Below are 19,078 nucleotides of genomic sequence, written 5' to 3'. Positions count from 1 at the left end.
GGTGATCGCGGTGCTGGCATTGGGCCTGTCCGGCCTGTCGCTGCCGCTGGCGGCCTTCGGCGGCGGCCTCGCCGCCACCTGGCTGATCCTGGCGCTGGCGCGGCTGGCCAAGGGCGGCCTGGCCGGCCTGCTGCTGATGGGGCTGGTGGTGGGCGCCTTCTGCGGCGCCGTCTCCAGCCTGATCCTGTTTCTATCCGACGACCTGACGCTGCGCGCGGCCAGCAGCTGGCTGGCCGGCAATCTGGGCGCGTCGCTGCCTGGAAACCAATGGGCGTGCCTGCTCGCGGCCGGTCTCGGCGTCGCGCTGCTGTGCGCGATAGGCCGCGATCTGGATTGCCTGCTGCTGGGCGAGGAAACCGCGCGCTCGCTGGGCATCGATACCCGCCGCACCCGCCGGCTCGCCGCCGTCGGCGCGGCGCTGGCCACCGGCGGCGCGGTGGCGCTGTCCGGCGTGATCGGCTTCGTCGGCATGATGATCCCCAACGCGCTGTCTCTGCTGATCGGCGGCTGCCGCCGCAAGCTGATCCTGACGTCGGCCTGGGCCGGCGCGCTGTTCCTGCTGGCGGTGGACACCCTGGCGCGCAATATCGCCTGGCCGCTGGACCTGCCGGTGGGCCTGATGGCCGCCTTCGCCGGCCCGCCCTTCTTCATCTGGCTTTTCCGCCGCCAACAAGGGAGTCCCCGCGATGCCTGACACCCACACCCTGAAAGCGCGCGAGCTCGGCTACGACATAGCCGGCCGCGCGCTGCTGCGCGACATCCGCCTGGATCTCCCGGCCGGACAGGTCAGCGCGCTGCTCGGCCCCAACGGCGCCGGCAAGACCACGTTGCTGCGCCTGCTGGCCGGACTGGCCATACCCAGCCATGGCGCGGTGCGCCTGGCCGGCCAGTGCGTGTGCCGGATGGACGCGCTGCAGCGCGCCCGGCGCATCGCCTGGGTGCCGCAGCATCTGCCGGCCGACATTCCGCTGACGGTGGCCGAATTCGCCGCGCTGGGGCGCATGCCCTATCTGGGCGCGTTCACCCGTCCCTCTCCCCAGGACCGCGCCGCGGTGGCCGAGGCGCTGGCCATCGTGGAGATGGACGGCTACGCGTCCAAGCGGCTGGACGCGTTGTCCGGCGGCGAGCGGCAGCGGGTGGCCATCGCTCGCGCGCTGGCGCAGCAGGCGCCGGTGATCCTGCTGGACGAGCCGACCAACCACCTGGACCTGCGCCACCAGCACAAGCTGCAGCTGCTGCTGCGCGAGCTGGCGGCCCGGGGCAAAACCGTCGTCCAGGTGCTGCACGATCTGCAACTGGCGGCCGAATACGCCGATCGGGCGGCGCTGCTGGATGGCGGCCGCTTGGTCGCGGAAGGTTCGCCGCGCGCGGTGCTGACCCCGGAACGCCTGCTGGAGGTGTACCGCTGGCCGGTGCGGCTCAGCCACCCCGCCCCGGATAAGCAGGCCGCCTGAAAAACAAAAGCCGCCTCCCGGATGCCGGTGGCGGCTTCTTTCTCGACGGCCAGCCGTCTTACTTCAACGCGTAGATCGCCGGCAGATTGCGCCAGGCGCCGCGCACGTCCATGCCGTAGCCGAATACGTAGCGGTCCGGCACGTCCAGGCCGACGAAGTCCGCCTGCATCGGTTTTTCCTTGCTGATCAGCTTGTTGGCGAACACGCCGCTGTAGAAAGCCTTGGCCCCCATGGCCATGACCTTGTCGCGGATCGCGGCCATGGTATGGCCTTCGTCCAGGATGTCGTCCAGCACCAGCACCACGCGGTCGCGCACGTCTTCCTTCGGCGCTTGCTTCCACACCAGCTCGCCGCCATGGGTCTTGTCGCCGTAGCGGGAAACGTGGACATAGTCGAAGTCCAGCGGGAACTCCAGTCGCGGCAGCAACTGGCCGGTGAACACCACGGCTCCGCCCATCACGGACAGCACCAGCGGGTATTCCTCGCCCAGTTTTTCGGTGATCTCCACCGCCATGCGGTCGACGGCGGCGCTGACTTCCTCCGCGCTGAACAGCACGTCGGCGCTGTTGATCAGGCCGCGGGCTTCGGCAATATTAGGCATGATGACTCCTTGAACAGAACAAGCTGCGCCGCCGGAAAGCGGCGCGAATGAAAAAACCGTCAGCCGAGCTTCAGCTCGCGCAGGAAGGCGGCGAATTCGCCGGCCACTTCGTTGTGTTTCAGGCCATAGTTGACCGTGGCCTTCAGATATCCGAGCTTGGAGCCGCAATCGTAGCGGGTGCCCTGGAACGGCAGCGCCAGCACCGGCTCGCTCTTCAGCAGCGCGGCGATGCCGTCGGTCAGCTGGATCTCGCCGCCGGCGCCCGCGGCGGTGTTGACCAGCTTGTCGAAAATGCGCGGGGTCAGGATGTAGCGGCCGACGACGGCCAGATTGGACGGCGCTTCTTCCGGACGCGGCTTCTCGACGATGTGCTCCACGCTCTGGTGGCCCTGCGCGTTTTGCGCCACTTTTACGATGCCGTAGGAGCCGGTCTCTTCCGGCGCCACCGTCTCCACCCCCAGGATGGACGAGTGCGTCTCATCGAACAGACGCACCATCTGCTCCATCGCGCCCGGCGCGCCTTCGATCAGGTCGTCGGCCAGGATGACGGCGAACGGCTCGTCGCCCACCACCGGCCGCGCGCACAGCACGGCATGGCCCAGGCCCAGGGCCTCGGTCTGGCGGATGTAGATGCAGCTGACCGATGGCGGGATGATTTCCTGCACCAGTTGCAGCAGCTTCTGCTTGTTCTTGTACTCGAGCTCGGTTTCCAGCTCGTAGGCCTTGTCGAAATGATCCTCGATCGAGCGCTTGTTGCGGCCGGTGATGAAGATCAGCTCGGTCATGCCGGCGGCGATCGCCTCCTCCACCGCGTACTGGATCAGCGGCTTGTCGACAACGGGCAGCATTTCCTTGGGGCTGGCCTTGGTGGCCGGCAGAAAACGGGTGCCCAGACCCGCGACCGGGAATACCGCCTTGGTGATTTTCTTCATATCCACTCCGAAATCAATGTCGATCAGGCTCGATAACAGCGCCGCATTCTAGCCCGACTTCGCTCAAGGTCAAAATGTCTGTTGCCCCGCCAGCGCCTGCGCCACGTCCCGCAGCACCGGCTCCCAGGCACCAGGCGACGGCTGCCGCCACAATTTCACCGATGGATACCACGGCGCGGTTTCCGCGTCCGCGAGGAAAAACGGCGCGCTCTCGGCCCGCAGCAGCCCCCACACAGGCCGGCCCATCGCGCCGGCCAGATGCAGGATGGCGGTATCGACGCAGACCACCAGATCCATCTGCGCCGCCAGCGCGGCGGTATCGGCGAAATCGCCTATCGCCGGCTGCGCCACCAGCCCGCGCAACGGCTCCGGCAACTCTCCCGGCTGCAAGGCGAAAAAGTCTATCCCCTGTACGCGGCAAATTTCGGCGAACTGCTCCGGCGGCACCGATTTGTGCTGGCGCCAGGCATCGGCGATGCCCACGCCCCAGCGGCCGCTCTCCCATACCACCCCCACCTTCAGGCGCCCGGCGTCCGGCAGCGGCGGCGCATCCACGGCCACAGTACGCAGGTACGGCTCCGCAGGCAGATTATCCAGCGTCGCGCCGAGCATGCCCGGCAGCGACATCAGCGGCAGCTGGCAGTCATGATCCGGCGCGGCGTCCGGCGGCAACAATTCAACGCCGTCGAATTGGGCAAACAGGCGGTGGAAGGTTTCCGGGCAGGCCAGCAGCAGCCTGGCGTCCGGATGCTCGGCGCGGAGGCGCGGCAGAAAGCGCGCCATCTGCAGGCTGTCGCCCAGGCCTTGCTCTGCCCACAGCAGCAGCGCGCGGCCGCCCAGCGGCCCGCCGTCCCAGAGACTGCCGGCATGGCGCGGCTTGAGGATGCTGCGCCAACGCGCCTCGTACAGCGGCCAGGCCTCCGCATAACGGCCGGCCAGCAACAGCGCGATGGACAGGCTGAACTGCAGGTTGGCGTCGTTCGGCGCCAGCCCCAGCCCGCCCTGCAGCACGGCGATGGCGTCGTCCAGCAGCAGCGCGCTGGTGCAGACGTTGCCCAGGTTGTTGCAGCGGGCCGGCGTCAGGCCGTCCAGTTCGATCGCCTTCAAAAAGCAGGCGATGGCGTCCTGGTAGCGCAATTGATGCTGGCGCACCACGCCCAGATTGCTCCAGGCGTCCACATGGCCGGGCTCAGCCGCCAGCGCTTCTTCCAGCAGCTTGCCGGCCAGCTCCAGTTCGCCCAGCTCCTTCAGCAATACCGCCAGATTGCTCTTGATGTTGGCCGAGGCCGGATTCAGCGCCGCCGCGGCCATGTAATCGTCCAGCGCGCGCGAGCTGTCTCCGGCCTGCAGACGGGCGCTCGCCCGGTTGGCCAGCGCCTGCCAATCGCGCGGATTGACGAGCAGGCAGCGATCGAACGCCGCGATCGCGCCTTGCCAGTCCCCGGCCGCCACCCGGCGGTTGCCTTCGTCGAAATCCGCCGTCACCACTGTCTTCAACGCCATGAGGATCTCCGTCAACTTGCCGCCAGCAGCGCCTGCAGGCCGGCTTCGTCCAGTATTTCGACGCCCAGTTCCTGCGCCTTGGCGAGCTTGCTGCCCGCCTCCTCGCCGGCCACCACGTAATGCGTCTTCTTGGACACGCTGCCGGACACCTTGCCGCCGGCCGCCTCGATCATGGCCTTGGCCTGGTCGCGGCTCAGCGTGGGCAGCGTGCCGGTCAGCACCAGCGTCTTGCCGTCCAGCGGCAGCGCCGCCAGCTCGGCGGCCGCCGGCAGGCTGGACACGATCTCGTCCCGCAGGCCGGCCAGACGGCCCAGCTCCGCGCGGCGGTCCGGCTCGTCCAGCCAGTCGGCCAGCGCGTTGACGACTTCGGCGGGCAGCTCCAGCTCCAGCAGCGCGCGGCGCTCGCTCTGGGCCAGCCAGGCCAGGCTGCGCTGCGCGGCCAGTTGCTGGCTGCGCACCTCGGTCAGCCGGGGGATGGCCAGCCCCGCCAGCAGCGACGCATCGTCCAGCCGCTCGCGCAGCTTGGGCGACGGCGCATGCTCGTCGGCCGGCCTCACTTCGGCCAGCAAGGCGTCCAGCGCCTTTTCATTGTTGTCCTCGGCGAAAAAGTCGGCCAGCGAATCGGCCACCACGCCGCCGATGTCCGGCAGCGCGGCGAACAGCGCCGCCGGGCAACGGCGGATCAGCGCCATGGCGCCCAGCCAGTCGGCCAGCGTCTTGGCGGTGGATTCGCCGACATGGCGGATGCCCAGCGCGAACAGGAGCCTGGCCAGCGGCGGCGCCCGGCTGGCGTCTATCGCCTCGATCAGGTTTTCCGCCCACTTGCTGGCCACCTTGCCGGCCTTGACCGTTTCCGGCGTCGCGCCCTCGTCCTCGTCGGCGCGGCGCTTCATCTCCAGCAGGTCTTCCAGCTTCAGCCGGTACAGGTCGGCCACGCTCTTGACGTAGCCGTACTCGACCAGCTTGTCGATGTAGCGCTCGCCCAGGCCGTCGATGTCCATCATCCGCCGGCCCGCGAAGTGCTGGATCGCCTGGCTGCGCTGGGCGCGGCAGGACAGCCCGCCCGAGCAGCGGGCGATCGCCTCGCCCTCCTCGCGCACCACGTGGCTGCCGCACACCGGACAGGCGGCCGGCAAGCGGTAGGCCGGGTATCGCGGCTCCTCGCCGGCGCTGAACAGATCGCCGCCCGCCGCCGGCTGCATCGGCCGCTGCGCCAGCACCACCGACACCACCTCGGGAATCACGTCGCCGGCGCGGCGCACGATCACGGTATCGCCGACGCGCACATCCTTGCGCCGCACCTCGTCCTCGTTGTGCAAGGTGGCGTTGGTGACGGTGACGCCGCCGACGAAGACCGGCTTGAGCCGCGCCACCGGCGTGATGGCGCCGGTGCGGCCCACCTGTTCCTCTATCGCCTCGACCACCGTCAGCGCTTCCTCGGCCGGGAATTTATGGGCGATGGCCCAGCGCGGCGCGCGCGACACGAAGCCCAGCGCGTCCTGCTGGCCGCGCCGGTTCACCTTGTACACCACGCCGTCGATCTCGAACGGCAGGGCGGCGCGCCGGGCCTGCACGCCCTCGTAATAGCCGGACAAGCCCGCCACGCCGCGCACCACCGGCCGCAGGCTTTCCTCCACCACCGGGAAGCCCAGCGTCTTCAGCCATGCCATCTCGCCGGCATGGGTGGCCGGCCAATCGGCGCCCTCTACCCGGGCGATGGAATACGCGAAGAACGACAGCCGGCGCTGCGCGGTGATGCGCGAATCGAGCTGGCGAAGGCTGCCGGCGGCGGCATTGCGCGGATTGGCGAAGGTCTTGTCGCCGCGTTCGATCTGGTCGGCGTTCAGGCGCTCGAAGTCGCGCTTCAGCATCAGCACCTCCCCGCGCACCTCCAGCAGCGCCGGCGGATTCGGGCGGTCCAGCCTCAACGGAATGGCGCGTATGGTGCGCACGTTTTCGGTCACCTGCTCACCGGCCACGCCGTCGCCGCGGGTGGCGGCGCGAGCCAGGACGCCATGCTCATACACCAGCGAAATGGCCAGACCGTCGAACTTGGGCTCGGTGGCGTACTCCACCTCGGCCAGATCCAATCCCTTGCGCACCCGCTCATCGAACTGGATCAGCTCGGCGTGGCGCTCGGCCGGATCGGCCAGCTGCATGTCGGAAAAGGCGTTGGACAAGGACAGCATCGGCACCGCGTGCACAACGCTGTCGAACTCGGCCAGCGGCGCGCCGCCGACGCGGCGGGTCGGGGAGTCGGGGACGGCCAGTTCGGGGCTCGCCTCCTCCAGCGCCTGCAGTTCGCGGAACAGGCGGTCGTATTCGGCGTCGGGCACCGTCGGCGCGTCCAGCACGTAGTATTCGTGGCCGTAGCGGTTCAGCAGCTCGCGCAGCTCGGCTGCGCGCAGTTCGTTTGCGGTCATCGGAAACTCTCGAACGGCAAAAGGGCCGGCAAGGCCGGCCCTGTCATCATAAATTTATCGCTCAGGCGAACAGGCGCAAGGCAGCCACGCTGCCCGGCGCGATGCCGCGGTCGTCCATGCTGCCGTAGATATGCAGCAGCTGGTCGCGGATGCGGGTCAGGCCGGTTTCGCTCAGCACGCGGCGGTTGTCGTCCACCAGCTGCGCGTCGAACTCCTGCGCCAGCTGCCGCGCGAAGTACACGGCGCGGTCGAACACGTCGACGCCGCCGGCCACGCGCGGCACGTCGAACAGCAGCGTCAGCGCCGGGAAGGACTTGTCCAGCAGCGTATGGAAGGTGAACGGCATCTGGTCCGCCGCCACCAGCGAATATAGAGTGTTGCCGGAGTCGGCCAGATAATGAAAGGCGCCGTCCGGCTCCAGCTGCAGGCCGGCGGCCTCGACGAAGCTGCGCAGCCGCGCGCCCTCGATCGACGACTTGGGCACGATGTTGATGCCGATCAGCACGTCGACATCGGCGCAGAAACGGTCCAGCTCCCGCGCGGCCACCAGCTTCTGCTGGCGCTGCGGGAAGCTGACCGCGGCGTCGTGGTCTTCAGCGAAGCGCGACACTTGCTGGCAGAAAGCGGCCAGTTCCTGTTCGGTCACCGCGCCGGAGCGGTCCACCATCTGCATGCTGATGTTGATCTGCTTGTAGCGGGTGCCGGGCAGCGCCTCGGCCACCTTCCACAAACCGCGCTCGGTGCGGCCGATCAGTTGGGTGCGCTTGCCGACATTGAAGCGCGGCATCGCCGCCAGTTCGTGCGGCTCGTGGAACACCACTTCGGCGATGAAGTCGAGCGAGGGGTCCAGCATCGCCACTACCAGCGCTTGGTGGTCGGCGGAGTCCATCGCCAGCTCGGCCTCGTCCTCTTCGTCTATCACCGGCACATCCAGTTGCTGCGCGGCCGGCTCCTGCCGCGGCGGAGCGGCCTGCTCGCGGACGAAGGGCGTCTGCTCGGGCAGCTGCGGCTCGAACATCGGCTCGTCATCCTCCGGCTCCAGCTCCGCGTCCACCAGCACCGGCTCCATCCGGTCCGCGCGAACGCCGTCGCGGACATTATTCTTGGGGACGCCGAGCAATACGTCGTCATGGGCGCGCGCGAACGCCTGCTGCGTCCGCTTGCGGAAACGCCATTCCTGGAACACGTTGAAACCGACAACCAAGGCGATCACGCCGCCGCCCAATATCAATACACCAATCTGCAATTCGCTCATTAGCCAGTCCGCATTAAGGCGAATAATCGAAGCCGCCTATTCTCAAAACCATCAAGAGCCGTTCACGCCCCGACGCCGCGCCTTCTTGGATCCGCGCCACGCGCCCCGGTCGCCGGCCGCTTTTGCGGCAATGCTCTTCAGGCAGCTTCCCGCTATTGTCCTGTTCCCGCCCGGCCGCCGTTTCCCCGAGGCCGGCCCGCTCTTCGCGGGCATTTCACGCTCATTATAACGAAAGCCCGCCCCGGCGCACCATTTGGCAATGCTTTAAGGCTTGACAAAAACCGATCCCAGACTGGCGTCATGCCGGATTCCGGTCTCTCCCCGGCCCCCGTCGACCACATTTCCCCATTTACTGTCAGTCAGGACAGGCCGATGTAGAAAATTTTGTCAGGATGAACATGACATTTCAGACAGGCGAATTTATCCAAAGCGCGTGTCAGAATTGTAGGTGACTCTGTCATAGGGCCTTCTTCTGTACCACTTTCTGCTAGAACAGCACGGGGACTCTTTCGATGAAAAAATCCGATCAAGCCAGTTTCCTGCCTGTCGTGCGCGAACTGTCGCGCACCTATCAGGCCTTTGAACAGTTCGCCAGCTACAATATCCGCCGGCTGGGACTGACACCACCTCAATTCGACGTCGTCACCACGCTGGGCAACAGCCAGGGGATGAACTGCAAGGAGTTGTCCGATCACACGCTGATCACCAAGGGCACGCTGACCGGCGTGCTGGACCGCCTGGAAGACAAGGGCATCGTCACCCGCAGCATGCAGCCCAACGACCGCCGCAGCGTCTTCGTCGCTTTGACTCCTTACGGGCAGCAATTGTTCAATGACGCCTTCCCGGCGCATCTGGACTATATGCACAACGCCTTCCAGCAATTCGGCGAGCAGGACCTCTCCGGATTCTGCAGCGAGCTGGGACGCCTGCGCGCCAGCTTCAGCCAAGCGCTGGAACAGCAGGAAAACACGCCGGCCTGAGCCGCCTCGCCGGCAGGGCCGCTAGCGCCCTTCCCCCTCGAAGCGCACCGGCACAGTCAGATCCGACTCCACCGGTTTGCCGTTGCGCTTCGCGGGAACGAAACGCCAGCGCGAAACCGCGTCCACCGCGGCTTGATCCAAGCGTCGGTAGCCGCTGCCGCGCGCCACAGACACCTCCAGCGCGCGCCCATCCGCGCCGACTCTGACGCTTAGCGTCGCAACGCCCTCCTCTCCCAACTGGCGCGAACGTTCCGGATAAACCGGCTTGGGATTCCGCAAATACGACGGCGCGTACAAGGCTTCGCTGTCTCCCGCGGGCAGGGCTTGGCTTTTCCCCGAACCATCGATTTTGCCGGCACCGATCCCGCCGCCGGCAACCTCGGCGTCGCCAGTGCCTGGAACCGCCTTTTCCACAGGCTGCCGCTCTGGCGCTTCCGATCCAATCGCTTCCCGCAATGTCGGCACCTTGCTCCGCGCGTCTGGCGCGACATGCCCGCTGGGCCGTAGCCGCTCCCCTGCTTGAACCGGACGATCCGGCCTCGCCGCGCCATCGTCCACCCTCGCCCTTCTCCCTTCGCCTGCCGCACCGCTCCGCGCCGATGGGCTGGCCGGTTGCAACTCAAGCGCCAGCGCCGACGCGCGCGCCGGTGGAGGGACGGATCCGCCGTCCAGCGCCAGCCAAGCAACCAAGGCCGACAAATGGATGAACGCGGACAGCAGCAGCGCCCGGCACAGTCGCTTGTCTTCCCCGCTCAACAACGCATCGCCGCCCCCGAGCGGCTGTACTGCCACCACGCCACCACGCAGCACAGCAGATAGAACAGGAAGAACATCGCGAACGCCGGCAGAAAGCTGCCGAACCAGCTCAAGGCCGAGCCGAAGGCCTTGGGAATCACGAAGCCGCCGAAAGCCGCCATCACCGAGCTGACGTTCATCGCCGACGCCCCGCGCCGGCCTCCGCGCGCATAGGCTTGCCGCAGGCTCTCGCCGCCGCGCTGCGCGTCGCGGCCGGCCTGGATCAGGAAAACCTTGGGCGCCAGCTGGTAGGAAGAGCCGTTGCCGACTCCGGCGGCGAAGAAGATCAGCTGGAACATCGCCAGAAACAGCCAGAACGAACCGCCGCTGGCCGCCGACGGCAGGCTCAGATAAACGCCAACGGTGCCCAGCGCCATCAGCAGATTGCTGGCCACCGTGGCGATGCCCCCGCCGATGCGGTCTCCCATCCAGCCGCCCAGCGGCCGCGACAACGCGCAAACCATCGGTCCGACGAACAGATAGGGACTGGCGTCCACCTGGGGAAACATCGCGCGGGCGAGCAAGGGAAAGGCGGCGGAGAAGCCAAGGAAGGTGCCGTAGCTGCCCATGTACAGCAAGCAGATATACCAGGTGTGGGCGTCGCGCATAGCGTCCAGTTGGTCGCGCGGCGTGATTCTCAGCTTGGGCAGATCATGCGCATACAGCAGGCAGGCCAACGCGACCAACACCACCAGCGGCAGCCAGATGTAGGCGGCATTCTGCAGCCAGACGAAATGCACCTCCCCGCCCCGTCCCCACACCTGCGGCTCGCCGGCCCTCGCGCCGAACAACGGATACAGGATGCACAAGGGAATCAGCAACTGCGCGACCGACACGCCCAGATTGCCGAGGCCGGCGTTGAGGCCCATCGCCAGTCCCTTCTCCGACTTGGGAAAGAAAAAGCTGGTATTGGACAGATGCGAGGCGCTGGCGCCGCCGCCGATGCCGCACAGGCCGGCCACCAGCAGCAATTGCCAGAACGGCGAGGAAATGTCCTGCACCACCCGGCCGACGCCCCAGGCCGGCAACAGCAGCAGCAAGGTGGACAAGCCCAGCCATAGCCCGCCGCCCACCCAACTCCAGATCCACGAGTAGATCAGCCGCATCAGCGCGCCGACCAGCGGCGGAATCGACACCAGCAGGAACTGCTGCTGGCCGGAAATCAGGAAGCCCACCGCCGGCAGATTGACCACCACCATGCTCCACATCATCCAGATGTTGAAGTTCAGATGCAGCGAGAAGATGGACAGCCACAGATTGCGCCGGGCGATGCCGCGGCCGCGGCTCAGCCAGAAAATGACGTTCTCCGGCTCCCAACGTTTGATGCTTACGGTCATGAACGGATTCCATGGTGACGAAACGGCGCGGCCGAACAGTTTCGATCCGTCCGACAAGCCGGCGGCGCAGTATGCCATCCGCCGTTCCGGCCCGGCCTTGCGCCGCGTCAATACCGGCCAATGCGCCTGTCCACGATCGGTTCAGGGCTTTTGAGCCGGGCTTGCGAGAAACCGGCCTTGCCTGCGATGCGGCGCATCCCCAGCGGGAAAGCCGCGCGCAGGTCGCCGAAAGCAAGCCTAGGCGGTCTCGCGCATCTTCAGCGCCTCGACGATGTCCACCGCGACGATGCGGCTGACGCCCTGCTCCTGCATCGTCACCCCCACCAGTTGCTCGGCCATCTCCATCGTCAGCCGGTTATGGGAAATATAGAGGAACTGGGTGCGCTCGGACATTTGCTTGACCAGATCGCAGAAGCGGCTGGTATTGGCGTCGTCCAGCGGCGCGTCCACCTCGTCCAGCAGGCAGAACGGCGCCGGGTTCAGGGAAAACAGCGAGAACACCAGGCTCATCGCGGTCAGCGCCTTCTCGCCGCCTGACAGCAGATGGATGGTGCTGTTCTTCTTGCCCGGCGGCTGGGCGATGATCTGCACCCCGGCGTCCAGCAGATCCTCGCCGGTCAGCACCAGCTCGGCGCGGCCGCCGCCGAACAGCGTCGGGAAAAACTCGCGCATCTTGGCGTTGACTGCGTCGTAGGTGGCCTGCAGCATCTCGCGGGTTTCGCCGTCTATCTTGGCGATCGCCTCCTCCAGCGTCGCCATCGCCTGGTTCAGGTCATCGGACTGGGTCTGCAAGTATTCGCCGCGCTTCTTCGCCTCTTCCAGCTCCTGCAGCGCCGCCAGGTTGACCGCGCCCAGGCCTTCCAGCGCGCGCGCCAGCCGGGCGATTTCCGCCGCCAGCGCGTTCGGCTTCACGCCTTCGTTCAGATCGGCCAGCAAGGCGGTTTCGTCGGCCTCGGCCTGGGCCAGCTCCTCGGCGAAACGTTCCATCGCCAGCCTGGCTTCCTGATGCTTGAGCAGCCAGTCGGAGCGCGCCTCGCGCAGCGCCGGCAGCGCGGCGTTGGCCTCGTGCTGGCGCTGGCTGATTTCGCGCATCCGCTCGGTCAGCTGGTTGAGCCGGTCGCGCGCGGCGGACAGCTCGCCCTCGCGCGCCTCGCGCTCGGCCAGCGCCTGCTGCAGCGCCTCCTCCGGCACCGCCTCGTCCACCGTCTCGGACTCGACCGCCAGCGTTTCCAGCCGCTCCTGCAATTGCTCGTCGCGGTCGGCGAGTTCGCGGCCGCGGCGGGACAGCTCGGCCACCTTCTGCTCGGCGCTGTGCAAGGCCAGCTTGATCTCGTGCAGCACGCGCTCGGCGTCGCGCGCCTTGTTGCGCGTCAGCTCCAGCCGGGTTTCGGCGTTCAGCCGCTCCAGCCTCGCATCTTCCAGTTGCAGCGCCAGCTCTTCCAGCGTCAGCGCCGCCTCTTCGCCCATCAGCTCGGCCTCGGCGATACCCTCCTCGGCATGGCGCCGGTCCTCGGCGATGCGGCCACGCTCTGCCTCGATCGCCGACAGCCGCGCCGCGCCCTGTCGCGCCGCCTGATCGAGCTTGACATGCTCCAGCGTGGCGGCGTTCAACTCCGCCTCCAGCCGGGTCAGCGAACCCTTCTGGCCGCGCACCGCCTCGGCCAGCATATTGCCCATGCTCTGCAGGCTGTCGCGCTTCTTCTGCATGGCTTCGATTTCCGGCTGCAAGGCGTCCGCGCGGGCCGAGGCCTCGTCCAATTGCCGCTTGCGGGCCATCAGGCCGTCGCCGCTGGCCTCGGCGTGGTAACGCACGCTGGCGGCGTCGACGCGATGCCCCTCCGGCGTCAGCCAGCACTCGCCGGCGGCCAGTTCGCCGCGGCGCGCCAGCGCGTCATCCAAGGTATCGGCCAGATACACGCCGGACAGCCAGTCGGCCAAGGCCGCGTCGAACGGCGCTTGCGCCTTCACCTCGGCCAGCAGCGCCGGCCAGCCGCGCGCGGGCAGTCCGGCCGCAGCGGCGCGCCGGCCATCCACCAGCGCCAGCGCCGCAGGCGGCTGCGCATTCGGCAGGCTCGCCTCGCGGGCGGACAGGCGCTCGCCCAGCACAGCCTCCAGCGCCTGCTGCCAACGCGCGTCCACCTGCAGCGATTGCCATAGCTGCGGCGCGTCGGCCAGGCCATGCTTGTCCAGCCAGCCGGCCAATTGCTCGTCCGCCGCCTCGCGCTGCAGCAGCGCCGCCAGCGCGGCGGCTTCCGCCTCGGCGCGCGCCAGTTCGGTGCGCTTGGCGGCCAGCTGCTGGTCCAGCTTCTCGCGTTCAGAGGCCAGGTCCGCCTGCTTGGCCTCGTCGGCCGCCAGCCGCGCGCGCACTGCGTCCAACGCGGCCTTGGCCTTGCCGACCTCCTGTTGCGCCGCCTCCAGCGCATGGTGCTCGGGCAGGTTCAGATCGGACAGCTCGCGCGTCAGCGCGGCGTCGCGGCCGTCAAGCTGCTGCTGGCCGCGCTGCCAATGCTCGATCTTTTGCCGCGACAGGTCGCGCTCGCGGGTCAGGTTGGCTTGCTGCGCGACCAACTGCGACTGCCGCTGGTCCAGCTGGCGGAACGCCGCCTCGGCGCTCGGCAGCTCGTCGGCGCCGTCCTCCAGCGCCATCTGCGCCTCTTCCTGCCGCAGTTGCGCCTCCTCCAGCCTGGGCAGCCAGTCGTCCAGCTCGGCCTCCACCTGCTGGCGGTTGTCAGCCAGTTGCTGGCGCTCGCCGCGGGTGGACAGGAGGTCCCGCTCCAGCCGCTGCCGGCTTTGCTCGCGGTGGCGCTGCGCCTCTTCCAGCCGCGCCAGCTGGGCGTTGGCCTCGAATAGCCGCTGCTGCGCCTCGTGCACCGCGTCGCTGGCGGCGAAGTGCTGCTCGCGCACCGTTTCCTGCTCGGTCTCCAGATGGGTGACCGCCGCTTCGAAGGCGGCCTCTTCGGTCTCGATCCGCGCCAGCTCGCCGCGGGCGTGCGCCTCGTTGCGGGCGGCCTCCTCGCGCCGAGCCAGCGCCAGCAGGTTTTGCTTGTGGGTCAGCGCGCCGCGCATGTCGTGGTATTGCGAGGCCACCTCGGCTTGTTCCGACAACCGCTCCACCTGGCGCTCCAGCTCCTGCCGCAGGTCGGCGATGCGCTCCAGGTTGGCGCGGGTGTCGCCCAGGCGGTTTTCTGTCTCGCGGCGGCGCTCCTTGTACTTGGACACGCCGGCGGCCTCTTCCAGATAGGCGCGCAGCTCTTCCGGCCGCGCCTCGATGATGCGCGAGATCATGCCCTGCTCGATCACCGCGTAGCCGCGCGCGCCGACGCCGGTGCCGAGGAACAGGTCGGTGATGTCGCGCCGACGCACCTGCTGATTGTTGATGTAATAGCTGGATTCGCCTTGCCGCGTCAGCACCCGCTTGATCGCCACCTCGGCGTACTGGCCCCAGGGGCCGGTGAGCTGGCCGTCGCCGTTGTCGAACACCAGCTCCACCGAGGCGCGCGACACCGGCTTGCGGCTGGACGAGCCGTTGAAGATCACGTCCTGCATCGATTCGCCGCGCAGTTGCTTGGCCGACGACTCGCCCAACACCCAGCGCACGGCGTCGATCACGTTCGACTTGCCGCAGCCGTTGGGGCCGATCACCGCCACCAGTTGGCCCGGCACCGCGATGCTGGTGGGATCGACGAACGACTTGAAGCCGGCGAGCTTGATATGGGTCAGGCGCAAAACATCCTCGCTGCGAGATTAGGGCGAATTGTTCATTTTATCAGGCCGCCGCCGGCGACGCTCGCGCCGGCGAAAACGACAAAATGCCGCTAGCCAGCCGGCATGGCAGTTGTGCCATAATGGCCGTATGGAATCCTTATCGCTGTCCCATCACTTCCTGATCGCCATGCCCGGCATGGGCGACCCGCTGTTCGCCAAGTCGCTGGTCTATCTGTGCGAGCACGGCGAGCACGGCGCCATGGGCCTGATCATCAACAAACCGTCCGGCATCGCCATGGCCCAGCTGTTTGATCAGATCGACCTGCCGCTGGACGACGAAGACACCCGCACCGGCCTGGTCTACTTCGGCGGCCCGGTGCAGCCGGACCGCGGCTTCGTGCTGCATCAGCCGGCCGACAACTGGCAGTCCAGCCTGATGGTCACCGACGACATCGCGCTGACCACGTCCAAGGACGTGCTGGTGGCGGTGTCCGAGGGCAAGAAGCCGCAAAAGCTGCTGATCTCGCTCGGCTACGCGGGCTGGTCGGCCGGGCAGTTGGAAAAGGAAATCGCCGACAACGGCTGGCTGACGGTGCCAGCCGAGCCGTCCATCGTGTTCGACCTGCCCTACGAAGAACGCTACGACGCCGCGATGGCGCTGCTGGGCTTCGACCCCTCCCTGCTATCGTCGGATGTCGGCCATGCCTGAAGGTTGCGCATTGGCTTTCGATTTCGGCGAGCGCCGCATCGGCGTCGCCGTCGGCGATACGATTCTCGGCATTCCCCATCCCCTGGCCACGATAGACACCGCCGTCACCGACGAGCGCTTCGCCGCCATCGCCAAGCTGATAGAAGAGTGGCAGCCCAGGCAACTGGTGGTGGGCCTGCCCATGCACCCGGACGGCGAAGAGCATCAGTTGTCCGCGCTGTCGCGCCGCTTCGCCAACCGGCTGAAGGGCCGTTTCGGCCTGCCGGTGTGGCTGGTGGACGAGCGTTACACCTCGGTCATCGCCGAACAGCTGCTGGAAGAAGCCGGCGTCAAGAAAGGCCGCAAGCAAAAGCCGGCGCTGGACCAGGTGGCCGCCCAGGCCATCCTCGCCGGCTGGTTCGAGCAGCCCGGCACCGCCGTCTGATGCCGCTAAAACTCGTCTCCTTGCTGTTGATCGCCATCGGCATCGCCGGCTTCTGCTGGCTATGGCGCCAGGCGCAGTTGGCCAACGCGGCGCAGGACTGGCCGATCGCGGCCGGCGCGGTCGAGCGCAGCGAAGTGGAATGGCGGCAGCGCCGCGGCGGCGATCACAGCGACCAGCGCGAATACCGCGCCGACGTCGTCTACCGCTATCAAGTAAACGGCCAGACCTATCGCGCCGGCAACATCCGCATTCCCGACGCCGGCTTCGGCGGCAGCCCGACGCTGGCGCAGGACACCGCCAATCGCTACCCCGTCGGTGCCGCGGTCCAGGTGCGCTACAACCCGGCCCCCCCTCGGCAGGCCTGCCTGGAAGCCGGCGCGCACTGGAGCGTGCGGGCCGGCCAGCTGCTGACGCTGCTGTTCGCCGCCGCCGGCATCGCCCTGCTGATCCGGGGCTGAATCCCTTCCTCAGCCTGGTCTCCTCCGCCCTCATTCCTGCTGAAAGTTTCCTGCAAGCCTTTGTTTTGTTAGAAGCTATTAAGCGCCATTGAGTCCCGGGAACAAACTGCCGATACTGACAGCGAAGGCAGATTCACCGGAGGCCCCGCCATGAGCATCAGTCAAACCGCGCAGATTTCCCTGGCCAGCGCCGCGCTGCTCAACGGCGGCGCCGTGCCGTCTCCTGTGGTGCAAAACGGCAATGCCACGCCCGCGCTCGCCAGCGAAGCGGCCCAGCTGTCCCAGGACTCCAGCGCCATCGTGCTGCTGGGCAGCGGCGGCGGCAGCGACGTCTCCACCTACGACGCAGCCGGCCTGCTCAACGGCTTCGCTACCGCCGGCACGCTGCAAGGCAGCCTGCTGAGTCCAAGCGGCGGGGAGTCGGCGCAGGACAGCACCGATCAGCAGATCGTGTCGCAAACGCTGGGCGCCGCCGACAGCGCCGGCTCCAGCCTGAACGGCAACTGGGCGACGATCCTGCAGAGCAATCCGGCGCTGGCCGGCGAAGCGGTGGCCGACAGCACCAACGGCAGCATCGTCGACACCATCGCCTGACCCATCGCGCCGCCAATAAAAAAAGCCCGGATGCTCCTCCGGGCTTTTCAACATCAGCGGCTGCCTTGCTTGCGGCCTTCTTTCTCTTTCAGCTTCTCTTCCCGCAGAATGGCCCGCTCGGCGGCGAGAACCTTGGCGCGCTTCTCCCACTCCAGCCATTCCGCCGGCCGCTCCAGCGTGATGCGGCCGGTCTGGCCGTCGCGGAAATCAGTCAGCACGATCTCGGCCGCCTTCTGCATATTGATGCGGCCGCCGGACAGCACCGCGCCGCGGCGCTTGCCGATCAGCCCCAGCGCCTGCCAGTCCTGCATGCCGTCCAGCGCCTCGACATCGAACTTGTAGCGGGCGGCCAGTTCGGCGCGGTAATGGAGCAGCAGGTATTTCAGCAGCTCCAGCGCCACCTCTTCCTCGTCCATGGCGTTGCGGCCCACCGCGCCGCTGGCGGCCAGATTGTAGCCGCCCTCTTCCACTTCGATCTTCGGCCATAGCATGCCGGGGGTGTCGTACAGCTCGAAATCGTCGGCCAGGATGATGCGCTGCTCGTTCTTGGTGACGCCCGGCATATTGCCGGTCTTGGCGATCTTGCGGCTGGACATGCTGTTGATCAGCGTGGACTTGCCGACGTTGGGAATGCCGCAGATCAGCACCCGCAGCGGCTTCTCCAAGCCGCTGCGGTTAGGCGCCAGCGCGCGGCAGGCGGCGATCAGCCGCTGCGCCGGCGCGCGCTCGCCGGCGTCCATCCCCAGCGCCTCGGTCTGCTTCTTGGCGCGGTACCAGGCCAGCCACTGCTCGGTGATGGCCGGGTCGGCCAGATCCTGCTTGTTCAGTATCATCAGCCTGGGCTTGCCCTTGGCCATGCGCGCCAGCATCGGGTTGGCGCTGGACGCCGGCAGGCGGGCATCCAGCAGCTCGATGACGACGTCGATATCCTTCAGGCGCTCGGTGACATCCTTGCGCGCCTTGTTCATATGGCCGGGGAACCATTGGATTGCCATTGTTCAACGCTTTCTAATCGGGTCCAGCAGAAAAGTCAGACCATTGTGGTCCAGTTCGTGCATCAGTTGCAGCAGGCGGCCGATCTCGCCCGGCGGGAAACCCTCGCGGGCGAACCAATTCAGGTAGTTACCCGGCAGATCGCAGATCAGCATGCCCTTGTGCTTGCCGAAGGGCATCGCGCGGGTGGTCAGGGAGAGCAGGTCTTCGGCTTGCATGATGGCAGGTATAGATGAGGTTGGGCATTGTGCCAAAGACGGCGGCTTGCTGCCAGGCTTGACCGGGGACAAGCAGCCGCCGGGTTTCACTGCACCGCCGTCGCCGGCGGTTTAGCATGGCGTCACAGCAATCCGCGCCGATCATCGGCCGCTTTTCCCGGTTCGCGCAGAGCCGTTTGCGGGCGCTTCGGCGCCCGCCTTTTCATTTCGCCGGCATGACCTTGCGGTCGTTGAAGTACAAGAATCCCTTCACCACGCGGTAGATGTACCACACCCACACCGCGAACAGCACCACACCGCCCACCAGCATCCACAGCGTGGCGAAACCGACGACATAGCCCAGCAAGGCCAGCCAGAAGGTGCGGATCTGCCATTCGAAATGGCTTTCATACAGCGTGCCGCGCACGTCGTCGCGCTTCACGTAGTTGATGATGACGCCGACCAGCGCGGTGACGCCGACCAGCAGGCTGACCGCCTGCAGGATGTACACCGCCAGCGTCAGATTGTTCAGCTTGCGTTCGTTCTCGTCGTGAAGCTCCAGCTCCATGGGCATGCTCCTGTTCATTGTCCAGACAGTTCGGCAAAACGCGCCGCCAATCGTTCGCGGCAGCGCCGGCTGGCCTCGGCCACCCCGCCCCGCGGCAACGGATGCGCGCGCCAGCCGCGCAGCGCGCCAGGCTCGCGGCCCGCCGGCAAC

General features: G+C 67.4%; 18 protein-coding genes. 7 read left to right on the top strand and 11 right to left on the bottom strand.

The window, feature by feature from the left end:
• Positions 1-694: FecCD family ABC transporter permease (locus tag VL52_RS20785; RefSeq protein WP_046158836.1), on the top strand; the 694-nt coding region annotated here is incomplete at its 5' end.
• Positions 687-1,454 (top strand): ABC transporter ATP-binding protein, encoded by a 768-nt coding sequence (locus VL52_RS20780; RefSeq protein WP_046158835.1) that lies wholly within the window; start codon positions 687-689, stop codon positions 1,452-1,454. The genes VL52_RS20785 and VL52_RS20780, both read left to right, overlap by 8 nt.
• A gap of 58 nt (positions 1,455-1,512) precedes the next feature.
• Here VL52_RS20780 and VL52_RS20775 read toward each other — a convergent pair whose 3' ends face one another.
• The 5 genes from VL52_RS20775 to VL52_RS20755 all read right to left on the bottom strand — a co-directional run bounded on the left by VL52_RS20775 (position 1,513) and on the right by VL52_RS20755 (position 8,168).
• Positions 1,513-2,055, bottom strand: a complete 543-nt coding sequence (locus tag VL52_RS20775) for a hypoxanthine-guanine phosphoribosyltransferase (RefSeq protein WP_046158834.1) — start codon at positions 2,053-2,055, stop codon at positions 1,513-1,515.
• A 59-nt stretch (positions 2,056-2,114) separates the two neighbouring features.
• Complete coding sequence (gene galU / locus VL52_RS20770; RefSeq protein ID WP_046158833.1) at positions 2,115-2,987, bottom strand: UTP--glucose-1-phosphate uridylyltransferase GalU; 873 nt, start codon at positions 2,985-2,987, stop codon at positions 2,115-2,117.
• Between the two features lie 69 nt (positions 2,988-3,056).
• Complete coding sequence (locus tag VL52_RS20765) at positions 3,057-4,490, bottom strand: tetratricopeptide repeat-containing glycosyltransferase family protein (protein ID WP_046158832.1); 1,434 nt, start codon at positions 4,488-4,490, stop codon at positions 3,057-3,059.
• A gap of 11 nt (positions 4,491-4,501) precedes the next feature.
• Positions 4,502-6,913, bottom strand: a complete 2,412-nt coding sequence (gene ligA, locus VL52_RS20760) for an NAD-dependent DNA ligase LigA (protein ID WP_046158831.1) — start codon at positions 6,911-6,913, stop codon at positions 4,502-4,504.
• Between the two features lie 61 nt (positions 6,914-6,974).
• Positions 6,975-8,168, bottom strand: a complete 1,194-nt coding sequence (locus VL52_RS20755; protein WP_046158830.1) for a cell division protein ZipA C-terminal FtsZ-binding domain-containing protein — start codon at positions 8,166-8,168, stop codon at positions 6,975-6,977.
• Between the two features lie 512 nt (positions 8,169-8,680).
• On the opposite strand from VL52_RS20755, the gene VL52_RS20750 reads away from it, so the two are divergent.
• A complete protein-coding gene (locus tag VL52_RS20750; RefSeq protein ID WP_021475181.1) occupies positions 8,681-9,148 on the top strand; it encodes a MarR family winged helix-turn-helix transcriptional regulator in 468 nt (155 codons plus the stop codon).
• Between the two features lie 21 nt (positions 9,149-9,169).
• On the opposite strand, the gene VL52_RS24205 is transcribed toward VL52_RS20750, so the two are convergent.
• The 3 genes from VL52_RS24205 to smc form a co-directional block, all read right to left on the bottom strand.
• Positions 9,170-9,904 carry an energy transducer TonB gene (locus VL52_RS24205; protein ID WP_160298975.1) on the bottom strand — a complete coding sequence of 245 codons (735 nt, stop codon included), beginning with the start codon at positions 9,902-9,904 and terminating at the stop codon, positions 9,170-9,172.
• The gene (locus tag VL52_RS20740; protein ID WP_046158837.1) at positions 9,901-11,280 is read right to left on the bottom strand and encodes an MFS transporter; all 1,380 of its coding nucleotides are present in this window, start codon (positions 11,278-11,280) and stop codon (positions 9,901-9,903) included. The genes VL52_RS24205 and VL52_RS20740 overlap by 4 nt, the downstream gene beginning before the upstream one ends.
• Before the next feature lie 237 nt (positions 11,281-11,517).
• Positions 11,518-15,006, bottom strand: coding sequence for a chromosome segregation protein SMC (gene smc, locus VL52_RS20735; protein ID WP_046158829.1), 3,489 nt, complete (start codon positions 15,004-15,006; stop codon positions 11,518-11,520).
• Positions 15,007-15,133: 127 nt separating this feature from the next.
• Here smc and VL52_RS20730 point away from each other — a divergent pair, with 127 nt between their 5' ends.
• The 4 genes from VL52_RS20730 to VL52_RS20715 all read left to right on the top strand — a co-directional run bounded on the left by VL52_RS20730 (position 15,134) and on the right by VL52_RS20715 (position 17,170).
• Positions 15,134-15,694 carry a YqgE/AlgH family protein gene (locus tag VL52_RS20730; protein ID WP_046158828.1) on the top strand — a complete coding sequence of 187 codons (561 nt, stop codon included), beginning with the start codon at positions 15,134-15,136 and terminating at the stop codon, positions 15,692-15,694.
• The gene (gene ruvX / locus VL52_RS20725) at positions 15,678-16,118 is read left to right on the top strand and encodes a Holliday junction resolvase RuvX (RefSeq protein WP_031295998.1); all 441 of its coding nucleotides are present in this window, start codon (positions 15,678-15,680) and stop codon (positions 16,116-16,118) included. Before VL52_RS20730 ends, ruvX begins: the two co-directional genes overlap by 17 nt.
• Positions 16,118-16,576, top strand: coding sequence for a DUF3592 domain-containing protein (locus VL52_RS20720; RefSeq protein WP_046158827.1), 459 nt, complete (start codon positions 16,118-16,120; stop codon positions 16,574-16,576). The genes ruvX and VL52_RS20720 overlap by 1 nt, the downstream gene beginning before the upstream one ends.
• 150 nt (positions 16,577-16,726) lie before the next feature.
• Positions 16,727-17,170, top strand: a complete 444-nt coding sequence (locus VL52_RS20715; RefSeq protein ID WP_046158826.1) for a hypothetical protein — start codon at positions 16,727-16,729, stop codon at positions 17,168-17,170.
• Positions 17,171-17,223: 53 nt separating this feature from the next.
• Here VL52_RS20715 and ylqF read toward each other — a convergent pair whose 3' ends face one another.
• From ylqF to VL52_RS20700, 3 genes are all read right to left on the bottom strand, one after another.
• The gene (gene ylqF, locus VL52_RS20710; protein WP_046158825.1) at positions 17,224-18,165 is read right to left on the bottom strand and encodes a ribosome biogenesis GTPase YlqF; all 942 of its coding nucleotides are present in this window, start codon (positions 18,163-18,165) and stop codon (positions 17,224-17,226) included.
• A gap of 3 nt (positions 18,166-18,168) precedes the next feature.
• Positions 18,169-18,381: a DUF3820 family protein gene (locus VL52_RS20705; RefSeq protein ID WP_046158824.1), complete on the bottom strand. Its 213-nt coding sequence runs from the start codon at positions 18,379-18,381 to the stop codon at positions 18,169-18,171.
• Between the two features lie 202 nt (positions 18,382-18,583).
• Positions 18,584-18,928 carry a DUF4870 family protein gene (locus VL52_RS20700; protein ID WP_046158823.1) on the bottom strand — a complete coding sequence of 115 codons (345 nt, stop codon included), beginning with the start codon at positions 18,926-18,928 and terminating at the stop codon, positions 18,584-18,586.
• Positions 18,929-19,078: the final 150 nt, after the last annotated feature.

This window comes from Chromobacterium vaccinii (genome assembly GCF_000971335.1).
Lineage (GTDB): Bacteria > Pseudomonadota > Gammaproteobacteria > Burkholderiales > Chromobacteriaceae > Chromobacterium > Chromobacterium vaccinii.
Note: the sequence above shows the minus strand (reverse complement) of the source record. Positions and strands in the feature narration are given on the sequence as shown.

What these genes read in the sequence shown, in the direction of transcription:
- VL52_RS20720 (WP_046158827.1), top strand. Translation starts at nt 16,118, where the DNA reads ATGCCGCTAAAACTCGTCTCCTTGCTGTTGATCGCCATCGGCATCGCC.
- VL52_RS20765 (WP_046158832.1), bottom strand. Translation starts at nt 4,490, where the DNA reads ATGGCGTTGAAGACAGTGGTGACGGCGGATTTCGACGAAGGCAACCGC.
- VL52_RS20775 (WP_046158834.1), bottom strand. Translation starts at nt 2,055, where the DNA reads ATGCCTAATATTGCCGAAGCCCGCGGCCTGATCAACAGCGCCGACGTG.
- ruvX (WP_031295998.1), top strand. Translation starts at nt 15,678, where the DNA reads ATGTCGGCCATGCCTGAAGGTTGCGCATTGGCTTTCGATTTCGGCGAG.
- VL52_RS20705 (WP_046158824.1), bottom strand. Translation starts at nt 18,381, where the DNA reads ATGCAAGCCGAAGACCTGCTCTCCCTGACCACCCGCGCGATGCCCTTC.
- VL52_RS20700 (WP_046158823.1), bottom strand. Translation starts at nt 18,928, where the DNA reads ATGGAGCTGGAGCTTCACGACGAGAACGAACGCAAGCTGAACAATCTG.
- ylqF (WP_046158825.1), bottom strand. Translation starts at nt 18,165, where the DNA reads ATGGCAATCCAATGGTTCCCCGGCCATATGAACAAGGCGCGCAAGGAT.
- VL52_RS20715 (WP_046158826.1), top strand. Translation starts at nt 16,727, where the DNA reads ATGAGCATCAGTCAAACCGCGCAGATTTCCCTGGCCAGCGCCGCGCTG.
- VL52_RS20730 (WP_046158828.1), top strand. Translation starts at nt 15,134, where the DNA reads ATGGAATCCTTATCGCTGTCCCATCACTTCCTGATCGCCATGCCCGGC.
- VL52_RS20755 (WP_046158830.1), bottom strand. Translation starts at nt 8,168, where the DNA reads ATGAGCGAATTGCAGATTGGTGTATTGATATTGGGCGGCGGCGTGATC.
- VL52_RS20780 (WP_046158835.1), top strand. Translation starts at nt 687, where the DNA reads ATGCCTGACACCCACACCCTGAAAGCGCGCGAGCTCGGCTACGACATA.
- VL52_RS20740 (WP_046158837.1), bottom strand. Translation starts at nt 11,280, where the DNA reads ATGACCGTAAGCATCAAACGTTGGGAGCCGGAGAACGTCATTTTCTGG.
- ligA (WP_046158831.1), bottom strand. Translation starts at nt 6,913, where the DNA reads ATGACCGCAAACGAACTGCGCGCAGCCGAGCTGCGCGAGCTGCTGAAC.
- VL52_RS20750 (WP_021475181.1), top strand. Translation starts at nt 8,681, where the DNA reads ATGAAAAAATCCGATCAAGCCAGTTTCCTGCCTGTCGTGCGCGAACTG.
- galU (WP_046158833.1), bottom strand. Translation starts at nt 2,987, where the DNA reads ATGAAGAAAATCACCAAGGCGGTATTCCCGGTCGCGGGTCTGGGCACC.